This window comes from Cytobacillus sp. Bac17 (genome assembly GCF_024519925.1).
Taxonomy (GTDB): domain Bacteria; phylum Bacillota; class Bacilli; order Bacillales; family Cytobacillaceae; genus Cytobacillus; species Cytobacillus pseudoceanisediminis.
Genome location: NZ_JALJRC010000055.1, coordinates 1 through 16,626 on the forward strand (window position 1 = coordinate 1; position 16,626 = coordinate 16,626).

16 protein-coding genes, 1 tRNA gene, 1 rRNA gene, 1 other RNA gene and 1 other annotated feature are annotated in these 16,626 nt (G+C 43.7%); of the genes, 5 read left to right on the forward strand and 14 right to left on the reverse strand.

Annotation, left to right across the window (positions count from 1 at the left end):
- Positions 1–307: 307 nt before the first annotated feature.
- The 7 genes from NR125_RS28165 to tadA all read right to left on the reverse strand — a co-directional run bounded on the left by NR125_RS28165 (position 308) and on the right by tadA (position 4,749).
- Positions 308–571 (reverse strand): pro-sigmaK processing inhibitor BofA family protein, encoded by a 264-nt coding sequence (locus NR125_RS28165; protein ID WP_009336777.1) that lies wholly within the window; start codon positions 569–571, stop codon positions 308–310.
- A 121-nt stretch (positions 572–692) separates the two neighbouring features.
- On the reverse strand, positions 693–911 hold the full coding sequence (locus NR125_RS28170; protein WP_009336776.1) for a YaaL family protein: 219 nt from the start codon (positions 909–911) through the stop codon (positions 693–695).
- 17 nt (positions 912–928) lie between these two features.
- Positions 929–1,525 (reverse strand): recombination mediator RecR, encoded by a 597-nt coding sequence (recR, locus tag NR125_RS28175; RefSeq protein ID WP_009336775.1) that lies wholly within the window; start codon positions 1,523–1,525, stop codon positions 929–931.
- A 161-nt stretch (positions 1,526–1,686) separates the two neighbouring features.
- On the reverse strand, positions 1,687–2,010 hold the full coding sequence (locus NR125_RS28180; RefSeq protein WP_009336774.1) for a YbaB/EbfC family nucleoid-associated protein: 324 nt from the start codon (positions 2,008–2,010) through the stop codon (positions 1,687–1,689).
- 22 nt (positions 2,011–2,032) lie between these two features.
- Entirely contained in the window at positions 2,033–3,730 is a 1,698-nt protein-coding gene (dnaX, locus tag NR125_RS28185; protein WP_009336773.1) for a DNA polymerase III subunit gamma/tau, read from the reverse strand.
- A 138-nt stretch (positions 3,731–3,868) separates the two neighbouring features.
- Positions 3,869–4,133: signal recognition particle sRNA large type (ffs, locus tag NR125_RS28190), an RNA gene on the reverse strand.
- Positions 4,134–4,212: 79 nt separating this feature from the next.
- Positions 4,213–4,749 (reverse strand): tRNA adenosine(34) deaminase TadA, encoded by a 537-nt coding sequence (gene tadA, locus NR125_RS28195; RefSeq protein ID WP_009336772.1) that lies wholly within the window; start codon positions 4,747–4,749, stop codon positions 4,213–4,215.
- Positions 4,750–4,826: 77 nt separating this feature from the next.
- Here tadA and NR125_RS28200 point away from each other — a divergent pair, with 77 nt between their 5' ends.
- The 4 genes from NR125_RS28200 (at position 4,827) to NR125_RS28215 (ending at position 8,231) form a co-directional block, all read left to right on the forward strand.
- Positions 4,827–5,402, forward strand: a complete 576-nt coding sequence (locus tag NR125_RS28200; protein ID WP_256816656.1) for a cysteine hydrolase family protein — start codon at positions 4,827–4,829, stop codon at positions 5,400–5,402.
- A 46-nt stretch (positions 5,403–5,448) separates the two neighbouring features.
- A complete protein-coding gene (locus tag NR125_RS28205; RefSeq protein WP_256816658.1) occupies positions 5,449–6,735 on the forward strand; it encodes a LysM peptidoglycan-binding domain-containing protein in 1,287 nt (428 codons plus the stop codon).
- A gap of 189 nt (positions 6,736–6,924) precedes the next feature.
- On the forward strand, positions 6,925–7,566 hold the full coding sequence (locus NR125_RS28210; RefSeq protein WP_009336769.1) for a deoxynucleoside kinase: 642 nt from the start codon (positions 6,925–6,927) through the stop codon (positions 7,564–7,566).
- Positions 7,563–8,231 (forward strand): deoxynucleoside kinase, encoded by a 669-nt coding sequence (locus NR125_RS28215; protein WP_009336768.1) that lies wholly within the window; start codon positions 7,563–7,565, stop codon positions 8,229–8,231. Before NR125_RS28210 ends, NR125_RS28215 begins: the two co-directional genes overlap by 4 nt.
- Before the next feature lie 211 nt (positions 8,232–8,442).
- Here the strand turns inward: NR125_RS28215 and NR125_RS28220 are convergent.
- From NR125_RS28220 to guaB, 6 genes are all read right to left on the reverse strand, one after another.
- Positions 8,443–8,535, reverse strand: a tRNA-Ser gene (locus tag NR125_RS28220).
- Positions 8,536–8,624: 89 nt separating this feature from the next.
- Positions 8,625–9,902: a serine--tRNA ligase gene (serS, locus tag NR125_RS28225; RefSeq protein WP_071157667.1), complete on the reverse strand. Its 1,278-nt coding sequence runs from the start codon at positions 9,900–9,902 to the stop codon at positions 8,625–8,627.
- Positions 9,903–9,954: 52 nt separating this feature from the next.
- Positions 9,955–10,179 (reverse strand) — a binding site (T-box leader).
- A 61-nt stretch (positions 10,180–10,240) separates the two neighbouring features.
- Positions 10,241–10,828, reverse strand: a complete 588-nt coding sequence (pdxT, locus tag NR125_RS28230; protein WP_256816659.1) for a pyridoxal 5'-phosphate synthase glutaminase subunit PdxT — start codon at positions 10,826–10,828, stop codon at positions 10,241–10,243.
- A 12-nt stretch (positions 10,829–10,840) separates the two neighbouring features.
- Entirely contained in the window at positions 10,841–11,722 is an 882-nt protein-coding gene (gene pdxS / locus NR125_RS28235; protein WP_009336764.1) for a pyridoxal 5'-phosphate synthase lyase subunit PdxS, read from the reverse strand.
- Positions 11,723–11,883: 161 nt separating this feature from the next.
- On the reverse strand, positions 11,884–13,188 hold the full coding sequence (locus NR125_RS28240) for a D-alanyl-D-alanine carboxypeptidase family protein (protein ID WP_226280800.1): 1,305 nt from the start codon (positions 13,186–13,188) through the stop codon (positions 11,884–11,886).
- Positions 13,189–13,518: 330 nt separating this feature from the next.
- The gene (gene guaB / locus NR125_RS28245) at positions 13,519–14,982 is read right to left on the reverse strand and encodes an IMP dehydrogenase (RefSeq protein WP_009336762.1); all 1,464 of its coding nucleotides are present in this window, start codon (positions 14,980–14,982) and stop codon (positions 13,519–13,521) included.
- A gap of 112 nt (positions 14,983–15,094) precedes the next feature.
- On the opposite strand from guaB, the gene NR125_RS28250 reads away from it, so the two are divergent.
- The gene (locus NR125_RS28250; RefSeq protein WP_019383450.1) at positions 15,095–16,054 is read left to right on the forward strand and encodes a YaaC family protein; all 960 of its coding nucleotides are present in this window, start codon (positions 15,095–15,097) and stop codon (positions 16,052–16,054) included.
- 479 nt (positions 16,055–16,533) lie between these two features.
- Here NR125_RS28250 and rrf read toward each other — a convergent pair.
- Positions 16,534–16,626: ribosomal RNA gene (gene rrf, locus NR125_RS28255) — 5S ribosomal RNA — on the reverse strand; the annotation flags it as partial.

The window sequence follows — 16,626 nt, forward strand, 5'->3', positions numbered from 1 at the left end:
CGTTCGTCCTGAGCCAGGATCAAACTCTCCATATAAGAGTTGATTAAGCTCATAAGTTGTCTTTTCAAAAAAGACTAAAGAATTAACGTTGACGTTTTTGTTCGTTCAGTTTTCAAAGATCAATCCGCCGCTTGAGGCGACTTTATTAATATATCATTCTCACGAATCAATGTCAACATCTTTTTTAAGATGTTTTTATCGCGTCGTGGTGACGACTTTTAATATATTACCACCGTTAAAAAGAACTGTCAACAGAATCACTAAAAAAAATTAAAAAAGAAAAAAGCCGCATTAAACGGCTGTACAATTAAATAATCCATGTCTGTATGGCAACGAGTGCAAACAATCCAGGAATGCCTAGAAATCCGGAAATGGCCGAAGTGGCCAGGTTTATGGGAACATGTATGCCAGCCTGATTGCCGAATGCATTTAAGAAAAATAGAAAGAGGGCTCCTATGATCAGTTTAATGGCTCCCTGCCCTATAAATCTTACTGGCTTTACTGGAGCTCCTATAAATAGAAGCAATAAGATTAACCCTCCTAAAATGGAGATCACTGCAATAGGGTCCAAAAGAAAAATCCTCCTTTCAGGAAACTTGTACTACTAATTTATGATTAGCGCGTACAAAAAAGACCTTGGAGGAGGACAAGTATTTTGTAATGATTGATTTTCTTTCCGCAATGGGAACAAACTACATTCTGACTCTTACATTTCTCTTTTTAGCTTCCCTGAAAAGAAAAAAGTACTTAGCTTCGGCCAGCTTCGCCTGGCTGATTGCTTCAGGGGATGGATCAAAGCTCTTTTCCACTAGCGATTTCTGGTTGTTCCAATCTGTTTTCAATCTGTTCAGCTGCTCCAAAAGCTTCTCATCAAACTCGCTTCGAAGCCATCCTTTCCTGCGAAAAAACATAAATTCCGCCTCCGTACTTAAACTTCTCTTCTGCCTTCTAATGCTTTTGATAGCGTTACTTCATCAGCATACTCTAAGTCTCCGCCCACTGGCAGGCCATGGGCAATCCGGGTAGCCTTTATGCCGGATGGCTTAATCAGGCGGGAGATATACATGGCTGTTGCTTCCCCTTCGATATTAGGATTGGTGGCAAGAATAATTTCCTGTACTGTTTCATCCTGAAGCCTTTTCAATAAATCAGGAATATTGATATCTTCCGGCCCTATTCCATCCATCGGTGAAATGGCTCCGTGAAGGACATGATAAAGTCCGTTATATTCCTTCATCTTTTCCATGGCAATAACATCTTTCGGATCCTGGACCACACAGATTACTGACCGGTCGCGTCTCTGGTCCTCACAAATATAACACGGGTCCTGATCAGTGATATGGCCGCAGACAGAGCAGTAAGATAAATTTCTTTTCGCATTGACAAGCGCCTTGGCAAAATCCAGCACAGTATCTTCTTTCATACTTAAAACAAAAAACGCCAGACGCGCAGCCGTTTTTGGGCCGATTCCGGGCAATTTCATAAAGCTGTCAATCAGCTTTGATATTGGTTCAGGATAGTGCATGTATAATTCCTCCTATATGAAAAGGAAAAGCGCCGCGAGCATGACGGACTGATGAAGATTCCCATCAGTCTATGTTCGCTGGCGCTCAGCCTGTCCGTTCTTTCGTGCATAACTCTATTATAGATAAAACATGCAAGAAAGCACTCGTTCAGGACGTTTTATTAAAACATTCCCGGCAGGTTCATTCCTTTAGTAAATTGGCCCATTGTGTCGTTTGTTAAGTCATCCGCTTTTTTCAGTGCATCGTTCGTTGCCGCCAGAACAAGGTCCTGAAGCATATCAATATCTTCCGGATCAACAACTTCTTCTTTGATGTTTACTTCTAATACTTGTTTATGTCCGGATACAATGACAGTCACCATTCCGCCGCCAGCTGTTCCTTCAATTCTTTTTTCGCCAAGCTCTTCCTGTGCCTGAGCCATCTTCTTTTGCATTTTCTGCATTTGTTTCATCATATTTTGCATATTTCCCATTCCACCGCGCATTTTACATACCTCCAGCTATTTTCTATTCTTTAATTTCAATTAGTTCAGCGCCAAATAATTTGACCGCTTCAGCCACATGGGGCTCTTCCTCATTTCTGCCGAAGCCCTCACCAGACTCATCTCCGTCACGCTGGCTGCGCAGGAAATCCTCCCTGACACTTTGCCATTGTTCATCCGGAATGCCAACCAGCTGCAATCTCTTGCCTAATAGCTCAAACATGACATTCGCCAGTGTATCCAGGAATTTCGCATTATCCATGGCCATCTGACAGTGGATTTCATATTTGAACTTTACGATAAGAGCTGTTTCGGATGCGGCAACAGGTTCTGCTTCATTGAGAAGCGCTGCCTGAGAGCGCATCTGGTTTTGAACAAGCAGATTCAGCATTTCACCCCAGCGGCTTTTTACAGCCACCAGGTCGTTTTTCGTTGCCTGCTTCAGGACTTCATTCACTTTTCCTACTGGTGCCTGGAATCCTTTACGTGAACTTCTCTGCGGTTTTTTCTGTACAGCAGGAGCTCCATCATCTTTTACCGCTATGCCGTTTTTCTTTAATTCCGCCAGCTCATGCTGAAGCTGTTCGATTTTTTGCATCAGCGGCTTGATGTCTGCAGACTGTCCTGATTTCTCTCGCTGTTCAAGCTGGCACAGCTTCACAATCGCCACCTCCAGGAAAATCCTCGGATGGTTGGTCCATCGCATTTCCTGCTGGGCTTTGTTCAGCACCTCAATCAGTTCATAGAGCTCTTCCGGCTCCACTTCCTGGGCAAGCTGCTGGAATTCTTCATCAAGCATGACTCTTTCCAATGATTCCTCCAGCCTTGGAGCTGCTTTATATAAGAGCATATCCCGGTAATACAGGATAAAGTCTTCTATAAAACGGGCTGGATCTTTCCCCTGAAAAAGGAGCTCTTCCAGAAATCCCAGCCCGGATGCGGCATCCCTGTCTTTAACCGCTCTTGCCAGCTTATTCAGAAACCCTTGTGACACAGCACCTGTTACAGACAGGGCATCTTCAACTGTAACACGATCCTGGCTGAAGGAAATTGCCTGGTCAAGCAAGCTAAGGGCATCACGCATACCGCCTTCTGCGGCTCTCGCAATGATCTGCAGTGCCTGGTCCTCATATGCTGCACCTGTTTCATCCGCAATCAGCTTCATTCTCCCTGTTATCGCCTGAGCCGTAATCCGTTTAAAATCGAATCGCTGGCACCGGGAAATTATCGTCAGTGGAATTTTATGAGGCTCTGTAGTGGCTAAAATAAATATGACATGCTTAGGCGGCTCTTCAAGCGTCTTTAACAGGGCATTGAAAGCGCCAATGGAAAGCATATGTACCTCATCGACGATGTAAACCTTATACTTTACAGCGTTCGGGGCATATTTCACTTTGTCCCTGATATCCCTGATTTCTTCTACACCATTATTGGATGCAGCATCAATTTCAATGACATCAGGAATAGAACCGTCTGTAATGCCTCTGCAGGCAGCACACTCATTGCACGGTTCAGTAACCGGAGCCTTCTCGCAGTTAACAGCCTTTGCGAGAATTTTAGCTGCACTTGTTTTACCTGTTCCGCGGGGGCCGGAAAACAGATAGGCGTGTGATATCTTCTCCTGAAGCAGGGCGTTTTGCAAAGTCTTTGTCACATGTTCCTGTCCGACGACATCGATGAACTGCTGCGGACGCCAAACACGATATAAAGCTTGATAACTCACTGACACGCCCCCTTCCTATGTATAGTCCTTTATCTATTATAACGTATCTATTTTCCTTTTTACAAAACCTAGAGCGAAATAAATTACAACAAAAAACCCATCCTGCAAAAGGATGAGTTTTATTTACAATATAAACTGCCGTGCACCTTCCGTCGACTGACGCCCATAGGCGTTACTTAAGCAGTTAGCTCGGCCCAGGCAACCCTGCGGCACATGGGAGCTTCCACTTAATGCTGCTTCCTTCCGGACCTGACATGATTCATGGATTCCCATTGCGCAGGACCCGGGCGTCAACACCACTTACTTAAGGCAGGCCCTACAGGACATCAGCCTCGGGAAGGGATTCAGCCTCGCTAGAGCGGATTGCGAGTACAGGGCACCGCTACCTCCCCGCCTAGCACGGCAAAGTTGATACCATATTTAGTTGCGTCTTTGTCCGACGCATTTATAAGTATACTAACATTTAGGTGAAAAAGCAATGCCTAACCATTGTCAATTCCTGTATCAAGTTCCATCTGCAGCAATTGCCTTCTTTTTTTCTCTTCTTTCTTGCGCTTTCGCAACCCTCTGAAAAAGCTCGAAAGCATCTCGCCGCATTCTTCTTCCAACACCCCTGGCACAACTTCACTCTGGTGATTGAACCGCTCATCCTGCAATAGATTCATAAGCGTCCCGGCACAGCCTCCCTTTGGATCCTTAGCCCCATACACCACCTTTTTGATGCGCGAGAGAATAATGGATCCCGAACACATCGGACAAGGCTCTAAGGTAACATAAAGAACAGCATTCTCCAGCCGCCAGGTTCCGAGGTTTTTGCATGCCTGATCAATGGCAAGCAGTTCTGCATGCGCAATCGCAGTCTGATTCACTTCTCTCAGATTATGTGCCCGGGCAATGATTTCCCCTTCCAGAACAATGACTGCCCCAATTGGAACTTCTTCCAGACCTTCCGCCAGCTTTGCTTCTTTAATGGCCTCCTGCATATACAGTTCATCTTCAGTGAATGATGCTTGCCTCATTATATCTTCATTCCTTCTCTTAACATCTGTGTAAAAGCCGCCCCTTTTACAAAAAATAACCTTAAAGGAGCGATACCATGAAAAATCCGCAAGCCTATAGACCGGCTCTTATCATTATTGACATGATTAACGACTTTAATTTCCACCATGGAAGGATCCTTGCTGACAAAGCTTTGAATATCGCAAAACCCTTCAATACATTAAAGACCGCTTTCTATGAGCAGGATCTCCCTGTCATTTATGTGAATGATCATTATAATCTCTGGCAGGCTGATCTGGATACAATTACGACTCATTGCCGCAATCCTATCAGTGCACCTATCCTTCATGAGATGCACCCATCGCCGGATGATTATTTTTTAATAAAGCCTAAGCATTCCGCCTTTTATGGCACTGCCTTAAATACCCTTCTGCACCAGCTCGGCGTCAATATGCTTGTCATGACAGGCATCGCTGGCAATATCTGTGTCCTATTTTCGGCCAATGATGCCTATATGAGAGAATATCATTTACATATACCGCATGACTGCACCGCTTCTAATGATGACCACGATAATGAAAATACCTTAAAGATGATGGAAAAAGTATTAAAGGCCAATATATCTTCTTTCTCTGAAAACAATTATAACATTTCTTCTATGTTTCCTTCATAAAATGGCAGTAGTGTTCTAAGACGTGTTTTTCAGGGAGGGAGATAGATTGCAGATTCATGTGGTTCAGCAAAACCAGTCTTTGTTCGGCATTGCCCAGGCATATGGAACGACGGTTGAAGATCTGATAGAGGCAAATGAAATTCCCAATCCAAATAATCTGGTGATCGGCCAGACACTTGTTATTCCGATAATAGGACGCTTTTATTGGGTTCAGCCCGGAGACAGCCTTTACTCAATTTCAAGAAGGTTCGGCATTTCTTATCAGCAGCTCGCATCTGTCAATGGGATTTCGGTGAGCCAGCCGCTGCAGGTGGGGTTCCGCCTTTATATCCCGCCACGCCCGAAAACGAACGCAGAGTTCAATGCCTATGTGGAGCCAAGAGGCGATACAGTCGCCCCTGAACTGGTAGAAAGCGCAAGAGAGGCTGCGCCTTATTTGACCTATCTGGCACCTTTCAGTTTCCAGGCCCTTCGAGATGGTTCTTTGAAGGAGCCGCTTCTGAATGATTTCCCGGCCATAGCGAGAGCCAATAATAATGTATTGATGATGGTTATTACCAATCAGGAAAACGATCAGTTCAGTGATGAACTCGGCAGGATATTGTTAAATGATATGGCGATTCAGAATAAATTCCTGAATAACATTACAGCCACAGCAAAAAAATATGACTTCAGGGATATTCATTTTGATTTCGAGTTTCTGCGCCCCGCTGACCGGGAAGCCTATAACAATTTTCTCAGAAAAGCGAAGGCAAGATTCGAGCAGGAAGGCTGGCTGATTTCTACAGCATTGGCTCCGAAAACAAGTGCAGAACAGCAAGGCCTCTGGTATGAGGCCCATGATTATAAAGCCCATGGGGAGATTGTTGATTTTGTCGTGATCATGACCTATGAATGGGGCTACAGTGGAGGCCCTGCAATGGCTGTTTCCCCGATTGGCCCAGTGCGGCAGGTTTTAGAATATGCCATTAGTGAGATGCCTTCTTCCAAAATTATGATGGGCCAGAACCTATATGGTTATGACTGGACGCTTCCTTTTGTTCAGGGCACCACTGCAAGAGCAGTCAGCCCGCAGCAGGCCATACAAATCGCTGCAGAAAATAATGCAGCCATTCAATATGATTACCAGGCGCAGGCGCCATTTTTCAATTACACAGCACCTGACGGCAAAAGGCACGAGGTCTGGTTTGAGGATGCCCGCTCCATCCAGGCCAAATTTGATTTAATCAAGGAACTGAAGCTGCGGGGAATGAGCTACTGGAAACTTGGCCTTTCTTTCCCGCAAAATTGGCTTCTGATTACAGAAAACTTCAACGTGACAAAAAGAGCTTGATCTCTCAGCAGCTGCCGCTTACAGGCAGCTTTTTTATTTTTCAGACTATATGCTCTTATTTTCTTATTTCCAGCTTAAATTCCATATCCCATCCACTCCATACTGTGATAAAATAAGCTTTGTGTCATTTTGGAACGTACCTATAAATGGTTTCTATAGATAAATAAGCAATGCAGGAGGACGATCAATATGGGGGGAATACCTTTTATTACAGTAGAGGGGCCGATTGGCGTTGGGAAAACATCTCTCGCTAAAGCGATTTCTGAAAAATTTCAGTATGCACTCTTAAAAGAAATTGTTGATGAAAATCCTTTTTTGGGTAAATTCTATGAAAACATTGAGGAATGGAGCTTTCAGACTGAAATGTTTTTCCTCTGCAACCGCTACAAACAGCTGGTTGATATCAACAATCACTACCTTGCTCAAAAAAAGCCTGTTGTGGCTGATTATCATATTTTCAAGAATCTTATTTTTGCCCAGCGCACATTAAATCAGAATGAGTATCAGAAGTATTTGAAGATCTATGACATTCTGACAGGTGATATGCCAAAGCCGAATGTCATTATCTATCTCAATGCAAGCCTTGAAACACTGCTCGATCGAATCGAGCTGCGGGGCCGTGAAATTGAAAAGAATATCAGTCCATTATATCTCGAGCAATTATCCCTTGATTATGAAACGGCTATGAATGAGTTCGAGAGGCAGCACCCGGATATTCCAGTGATCCGTTTCAATGGAGATCAGCTGGATTTTGTGAAAAATGAATCAGACTTAATGCATATATTCGATACATTGTCGACATCATTAAAAAAGAGGAGCATACACTTATGAATCTAAGGCAAAAATACGAGATTCCTTCGAACGCAGTGATCACGATTGCCGGAACCGTCGGAGTCGGAAAATCAACGATGACCAATGCGCTTGCGGACGCACTGGGGTTCCGAACCTCTTTCGAAAAGGTTGATACGAACCCTTACCTGGATAAATTCTATGCAGATTTCAACCGCTGGAGCTTCCACCTGCAGGTATACTTCCTGGCGGAACGGTTCAAGGACCAGAAGCGCATCTTCGAATATGGCGGGGGCTTTGTTCAGGACCGATCCATTTATGAAGACACCGGCATATTTGCGAGAATGCATTATGAAAAAGGCACCATGTCAAAGGTAGATTACGAAACTTACACCAGCTTATTTGATGCGATGGTGATGACACCTTATTTCCCGCACCCTGATTTGCTTATTTATCTGGAAGGATCCCTTGATGATATTCTTTCCCGCATCCAGGAGCGCGGCCGTCCGATGGAGCAGCAGACACCTATTTCCTACTGGGAAGAAATGCACCAGCGCTATGAAAATTGGATTAACAGCTTTAACGCATGCCCGGTCCTGCGCCTGAATATCAATGACTATGACATCATTCAGAATGAGCAATCCATTGAGCCGATTGTAGAGCGCATTTCTTACTTTTTAAGACAAACTCAATTATTAAAAAAATAACCGCCATTTAGGCGGTTTTTTGCTGTTTGATTAATGGCCCCGAGTACTTAGCAGAAATGAGAATCGCTGACGAAATTCTTTCCCCGGTCCTCCAAAAAATATTTTTATCTGTCAATTTCAACAGAATGAAATTATATAACAAAAAAACCGCTGATCATCAGCGGTTTTATGTATCTCCAATTTTTATGCGCGTGTTAGATGTCAATTAAAATGGAGGAGGAAAGGGGATTCGAACCCCTGCGCGGTTTGACCCGCCTGTCGGTTTTCAAGACCGATCCCTTCAGCCAGACTTGGGTATTCCTCCGCATCGACAAGAAATACTATATCATTTCTAAATAGGCATGTCAACATTATTTTTATAAAAAAAAGAGCGGATCAAAACCCGCTCTTCAATTAAGGCTTTATAACTTCGCGATTGCCCATATACGGACGCAATACCTCCGGAATGATGACACTTCCGTCAGCCTGCTGATAATTTTCTAGAATAGCTGCCACCGTGCGGCCGATCGCAAGGCCAGATCCATTCAGTGTGTGCACATGCTCCGGCTTGCCTTTTGCCTCGCGGCGGAAGCGGATATTTGCACGTCTTGCCTGGAATCCTTCAAAGTTACTGCAAGAAGATATTTCTCTATACGTGTTATAGCTTGGAATCCAAACTTCGATATCGTATTTCTTCGCAGCTGTGAATCCAAGATCGCCCGTACACATGCTCATCACACGGTATGGAAGGCCAAGCATCTGAAGGACTTTTTCCGCGTGTCCTGTCAGCTTTTCAAGTTCCTCATAAGACTCTTCTGGCTTAACAAATTTCACAAGCTCGACTTTGTTAAACTGGTGCTGGCGGATAAGCCCGCGAGTGTCACGGCCGGCAGAACCCGCTTCAGAACGGAAGCATGCACTAAATGCCGCATAGTTTATCGGAAGCTCGTCTGCATTCAGAATCTCTTCCCTATGCATATTGGTGACAGGCACCTCAGCGGTTGGAATCAGAAAATAATCTTCGCTTTCAATTAGGAATGCATCTTCCTCGAATTTCGGAAGCTGTCCTGTTCCTGTCATGCTTGCACGGTTAACCATGTACGGAGGAAGAACCTCCTTATAGCCATGCTCGTCTGTGTGCAAATCAAGCATGAAGTTGAATAAGGCTCGCTCAAGGCGGGCACCAAGGCCTTTGTAGAATACAAAGCGGCTGCCTGTTACTTTGCTCGCACGTTCGAAATCAAGGAGATCAAGATCTGTCGCAACATCCCAGTGCGGCTTTGGCTCGAAATCAAATTCACGGACTTCTCCCCATTTGCGGATTTCCACATTATCATCTTCTGTTTCGCCGACAGGCACACTTTCATGCGGAATGTTCGGAATGCTCAGCAGCAATTGGTCCAATTCTTCCTCGACTGTACGGAGCTCCTCATCCAATGCCTTGATTTTATCGCCGACTTCTCTCATTTCAGCGATTAAATGGTCTGCATCCTGCTTTTCGCGCTTTAAGGCAGCCACCTGCTGGGATACTTCATTTCTTTTGCTCTTCAGCTGTTCTGCTTCTACAATTAGCTCACGTCTTTTTACATCCAGATCTTCGAATTTTCCAAGATCGGTTAAATCTTCGCCACGGTGCTGAAGCTTGTTTTTCACTTCTTCAAAATTGGCTCTTAAAAACTTAATGTCCAGCATTTTTTAGTACCTCCTGAAAATAGTTTAAAACACAAAAAACTCCCGTCCCCAAAAAAGGGACGAGAGTTACCCGCGTTGCCACCCTAGTTGAAAGCATGAGCTTTCCACCTTAAATCCATAACGGTTTTAACCGAAAGCATTTACTTTTCCCGAGTAGTACCGGGTGTTCCATGCTTTGCTCGAGGATGGATTCACAGGGTTTATTCACCGGTTTCCACCAGCCACCGGCTCTCTTTTAGAACAAAGTCCTGTTACTAGTTCCTCTCATTGCTTTTCAGCTATAAGAATTTTGTAATTCATAATGTACTACAATTATGTTCCATTTGCAACCAAAATATTCAAATTGTTAATTGCTTGGACTCTTTGATCATTTCAACGAAATAGCCTGTCAGGCGATGGTCATCCGTTAGTTCCGGATGGAATGAGCATCCGAGGAATCTGCCTTCGCGCGCCGCCACAATCCGGCCATTGTGCTTGGCCAGGATTTCAACATTCTCTCCAGCCTCCACAATATGCGGTGCACGAATGAATACAGCTGCAAAATCTTCTGCCACTCCGGCAATATCAACATCCGCCTCGAAGCTTTCGCGCTGGCGGCCAAATGAATTTCTTTCCACCTGGACGTCCATCACACCGATATGCGGTTCATCATAGCCAATGATATTATTCGCAAGAAGAATTAAGCCTGCACATGTCCCGAACATCGGCTTTCCTGATTGCGCAAACTTCTTAAGGCTGTCCATAAAATCATATTTATCAATCAAGCGTCTCATGGTCGTGCTTTCGCCGCCAGGCAAGATAAGCCCGTCTACCTCGTCAAGCTGCTCTTTGCGTTTGATGACTACAGCTTCGGCGCCGGATGCTTCTACAGAAAGAACATGCTCTCTGACCGCGCCCTGCAGCCCTAATACTCCAACCTTTATCATGTTCAATTCTCCTTACCAGCCGCGCTCCTGCATACGAGCTTCAGGAGCCAATGAAGAAATTTCAATTCCCTTCATCGGTGTGCCTAGTTCTTTTGAAAGTTCAGCAATTAATTTGTAGTCCTGGTAATGTGTAGTTGCTTCCACAATGGCACGTGCAAATTTCGCAGGGTTTTCAGATTTGAAGATGCCTGATCCTACGAACACTCCATCAGCACCAAGCTCCATCATTAGAGCTGCATCTGCAGGTGTTGCAACGCCGCCTGCTGCGAAGTTTACGACTGGAAGGCGTCCAAGGCTCTTGATTTCCAAAAGAAGCTCATATGGCGCTCCCAGAAGCTTAGCTTCTGTCATTAATTCATCTTCGTTCATGCCGACAACCTTGCGCACCTGTGCATTCACCTTGCGGATATGGCGGACAGCTTCAACGATGTTTCCAGTTCCAGGCTCACCCTTTGTGCGAAGCATGGAAGCACCTTCACCAATACGGCGTGCTGCTTCGCCTAAGTCACGGCATCCGCAAACGAATGGAACTGTGTAGTCTCTTTTATTAAGATGGTATTCTTCATCAGCAGGAGTTAAAACTTCACTCTCATCTATGTAATCGACACCCATCGCTTCAAGCAGACGAGCTTCTACAATATGGCCGATACGCGCTTTTGCCATTACCGGGATTGAAACTGCACCCATTACTTCTTCCATAATACGCGGATCTGCCATGCGTGCCACACCGCCGGCTGCACGGATATCAGAAGGAACGCGTTCAAGTGCCATAACTGCTACTGCACCAGCTTCTTCTGCGATTTTTGCCTGCTCGGCGTTAACAACGTCCATAATAACGCCGCCTTTTTGCATTTCTGCCATTCCCCGTTTAACACGATCTGTACCTGTCTTCATGTTTATCCCCCTTCGTAAATACCATCTGCTTTGGATGGGTTAAATATTATGATAAAAATCATTTTTCAAAAAAAGGAAAATAGATTATTTTACTAGGAATTTTCCCTATTGAAAATATGCAATGAAAAAGGGCTCCTGTCAAGACAGGAAAGCCCTTTTTCTTAAAACCAACCTTTTACAGTTGAGGAAACACTTCCCCAAACATCCCCGAAGAAACCTCCGATGCTGCGCATAGTCAGCACGAACCAGTTTGCTTTTTCAACACTTTCAGCGGCTACGACATCCACTTGAATATTGCCTTTGCCTTTATCGGACAAGAACTCAATCTTCCCGTCCTCTTTCGATTCAATCGTTAGATAGCCGATTTTTTCTCCTTTTTTAATAGGAGCTGTCAATTCGCCGTTTTCATTTAATTTCTCTTTATCAAGAACAAGAACAGGCTTATAGTTTTCTTTTTCCCCGTTTCTTACAACCATTTCGATTGCATCTTTAGAAGAAATCTTTACTTTGTCCTCTTTGCCTTTTGTAACAGGCACTGTTTTCTGGCCTTTCACCTGATAGTTGGCAGGAACGATTTCTTCTTTCGTGAAGTTGCTGAAACCAAAGTCGAACATTTTTTTTGTTTCATCGAATCTGGATTTGTAAGTAGCCTGACCATTCGCACCTTTAGCGTTCATGACAACACTGATGTAGCGGTTGCCATCTCTCATGGCTGTACCGGTAAAGCAGTATCCGGCAAAGTCAGTCGTACCTGTTTTAAGGCCATCTGCACCTTCATAGCCATATACTAGCTCTGGAAGCATCCAGTTCCAGTTTTCCATTTTAATTTCATCATCTGTACCCTCTCTGAACGTCTTTCTAGGGGTACTTGCTGTTTCCAATACTTCAGGGAATCGGTTAATCAATTCCTTGGCCAGCATCGCTGTATCTTTTGCTGACATCACGTTTTCTTCTTCAGGGCCTCCTGCAGGAGGAGATCCCTTTAAATCACGGTTGTTTAAACCGCTGGAATTGACAAATTTATAATCCTTTAATCCAAGCTCTGCAGCTTTTTCGTTCATCATTTTAACAAAGTTTGTCTCAGAACCGGCAATCGTTTCTGCAATTGCGATGGTTGCACCATTTGCAGAGTAGATCGCCATTGCTTCATACAATTCACGGATATTGTATTTTCCGTCTCTTCTTAGTGGGACATTTGATAAATTGCGATCCTGTGAAACTTTCCACACATATTCACTTACTGCATATTCCTGGTCCCACTTCACTTTGCCTTCTTCAACGGCTTCAAGAAGCAGGTATTCTGTCATCATTTTAGTCATACTGGCAATGCCCAGTACTTTATCCGCATTTTTTTGATATAAAATTTTTCCGGTCTCTGCATCTACTAAAATAGCAGCATCTGCATTAATGTTTAAGATATCTTCTGCATGAGCTTTATGTATACCAGGTAAAAGACCTAATATCATGACCAAGGCAAGGAATCCAGCGATAGACTTACGGTAAAATGTTTTCTTCAATTTACTGCCCTCCAACGTTTTAATACACTTTTGTTATTTTATCATAACTCTGGTGCAAAGAATAGATAGAGTAATTACCTATTCCTGCCTGCCCCGTGGCATGATTGTCCCATAGTTATGCATTAGTATTTTCCTAGGTTTGATCCCAGGATATTTTAGGATAAAATGACTCTGTTAAACTGGCTATGATTTCCGCTGCAGGATGCTAAAAAACTGCCATCATCTTTATCAGAGACGAAAAAAAAGCAGAAAAGGTTTCCCTCTTCTGCTTTGTATTGATTATAGTGAGTAGTTTGGCGCCTCTTTTGTGATCTGCACATCATGAGGATGACTTTCTCTTAGGCCTGCACCAGTCATTTTAATAAATTGGGCATTTTCACGGAGGTCGTGAAGATCCTTTGTTCCGCAATAGCCCATTCCAGAACGGATACCGCCGACAAGCTGGTAGATGGTATCGGCTAATGGCCCTTTATAAGCAATGCGCCCTTCGATTCCCTCTGGAACAAACTTTTTATTATCTTCCTGGAAGTAACGGTCTTTTGAACCTTTTTCCATGGCTGCAACAGAACCCATTCCTCTGTATACCTTGAATCGGCGTCCCTGGAAAATTTCCGTTTCGCCAGGGCTTTCAGAAACTCCTGCAAGAAGGCTTCCAAGCATAACGGCATGTCCGCCTGCTGCCAATGCTTTCACGATATCTCCTGAATATTTGATTCCGCCATCGGCGATGATTGATTTGCCATGCTTGCGTGCTTCTGTTGCACAATCATATACAGCTGTAATTTGCGGTACACCTACACCTGCAACAACACGTGTTGTACAAATGGATCCAGGCCCGATTCCCACTTTCACGATATCTGCGCCTGCTTCAATCAAATCCTTTGTCGCTTCAGCTGTTGCCACGTTACCGGCAATAATGGCCAGGTCCGGATAAGCGTTCCGGATTTCGCGTACGGTATCAAGCACCCCTTTTGAATGTCCATGTGCTGTATCCACTACGATGACATCTACATGTGATTTAACTAGCATTTCAACACGCTTCATCGTGTCGCCGGTTACGCCGACCGCTGCACCTGCCAGCAGGCGTCCGCGCTCATCTTTTGCCGAGTTTGGAAACTCAATTACTTTTTCAATATCCTTAATGGTAATTAAACCTTTTAAAACACCTTCATCATCCACTAGCGGCAATTTTTCAATTTTATGCTGCTGCAGAATTTTTTCTGCCTCATCCAAAGTGGTACCAACTGGAGCTGTTACAAGATTTTCTTTTGTCATCACATCGGAAATTTTTATCGAATAGTCCTGAATGAATCGGAGGTCACGGTTAGTCAGAATGCCGACAAGCTTTTGTTCCTCATTATTATTAACGATTGGCACACCGGAAATCCGGTACTTGCCCATTAAATGCTCTGCGTCAAATACCTGCTGTTCTGGAGTTAGAAAGAATGGGTCAGTAATAACGCCGCTTTCTGAACGCTTTACTTTATCCACCTGATCAGCCTGCTGTTCAATGGACATGTTCTTATGGATAACCCCCAAACCGCCCTGGCGAGCCATAGCGATCGCCATTTCAGCTTCAGTTACCGTATCCATTCCGGCACTGATTACTGGAATGTTGAGTGCAATCTTTTCAGTCAAATTTACTTTAAGGCTGACATCACGAGGAAGCACCTCTGATTTCGATGGAACCAGTAAAACATCATCAAAAGTTAAACCTTCTTTTGCAAACTTAGTTTCCCACATCTTTTTTGACCTCCTGGACTCGAAAATATTATTAGTAGGTTATCAATTGGACAAAATACTGTCAAGGACGGATTAATATGTTGGATTTTTCAAAAGATTCGGAGGTTTCACTGTGATACATTCATTTGACCTTAAAAACTCCTTTTTATACTTCTTTTCTGCGAACACTTCACAGGAATTTTTAAAGAAATGCTACCAAAAGCAAAACCTGGATCAGGCTGAACAAAAGAGCTATGAAAACAGTTACCCTTTTATATACTATCTAGAACACGGACAAGTATACTACGAGCAGGCAGAGAAGGCACCATTGGTTATCAAGCCGATTCTCTTTTTTTATGGACTTGTTCACCTTGTCAAGGCCTGCATTCTGACAGTAGACCCTAATTATCCGGAAACCACTTCTGTTTTGGCACACGGGGTCTCCACCAGGAAAAGAAAAAAGCAGCAATATAATTTTTTTCAGGACGAAGTGAAATTTCAAAAAAGCGGGCTTTTCCCCTATATGGGAGAAAAATTGTTCCACATGAAACATTTGGAAGGCGAAAAAACAACGATGGGAGAGTTATTTGGCCAAATTCCCGAGCTTAACTATTTGTACAGCCAGACAGAGGGCCGAACTACTTTTCTTGAAGCAGAGCTGGAAAAGGATGTATTCATTTTGCCAAGAATGATCCTCGATCGCTTTCATATGACCGAGTCCCGCTTTGTTGAATACCTGCAGTCAAAATCAGACTTTAATATATGCTTTCAGGAGTCAGCGGGATTAGACCTTAAATTTTCTGCAAAAAACTTGAATACATATAATTATAAGCCCTTAAGATATAGTCTTGATGCCGGAAAGTTTTTCTTTCCGCTTGCTAAAGACGGTCTGATTGATTTTCCTGAACTTCTTATTCATTTCCTGCTGCTGTATAATTTAAGCATGATTGCCCGCTACGAAACAGAATGGTGGAGCGAACTCATCAAAATGATGCCTAATAAAGACTATCCTTTTATTCAGACTTTTCTACAGATTACATCCTCAAAGGGGCCATATCTGATTTATCAATATTTGGCTGATAAGAAACACTAAGCAGCTGGAAGATGATAGTGATCGCGGATTTCTTGTGCATGTGTAACCTGATTTTTGCGGGCAATTTAGGGATAGCGGAGTGGAAGGATGCTTACTTGTAGACTGGGGATTTATCTGAGGCATTCCGTAGGGCTTATCTGGCATGAATCGGATTTGATCCATCATGTATTGGATTTTATGTAACAGGTTTTTGATTTAACTAGCAGGAATTCGATTTTATCTCGCATGTTTTGATTTTTATTTCACATTTGGCACACTTCATCTTTGCTGCAAACAGATTTGACTTTTAAAACAGACGGCGGAATAAAGAGTGGCGCATATCATTTAATTTTGGCACATATATGAGTGAAAGTGGCGCATTTTTTTAGCTGAAGTGACGCATATATGCATTTTTCATAAAAAGATGAGTAAGAAGATATTTGGATTCAATAAATCATCCACATACAAAAAAAGAGCACTCATCAGGTGCTCTTTCATATGCCCGGCAGCGTCCTACTCTCACAGGGGGACAGCCCCCAACTACCATCGGCGCTGAGAAGCTTAACTTCCGTGTTCGGTATGGGAACGGGTGT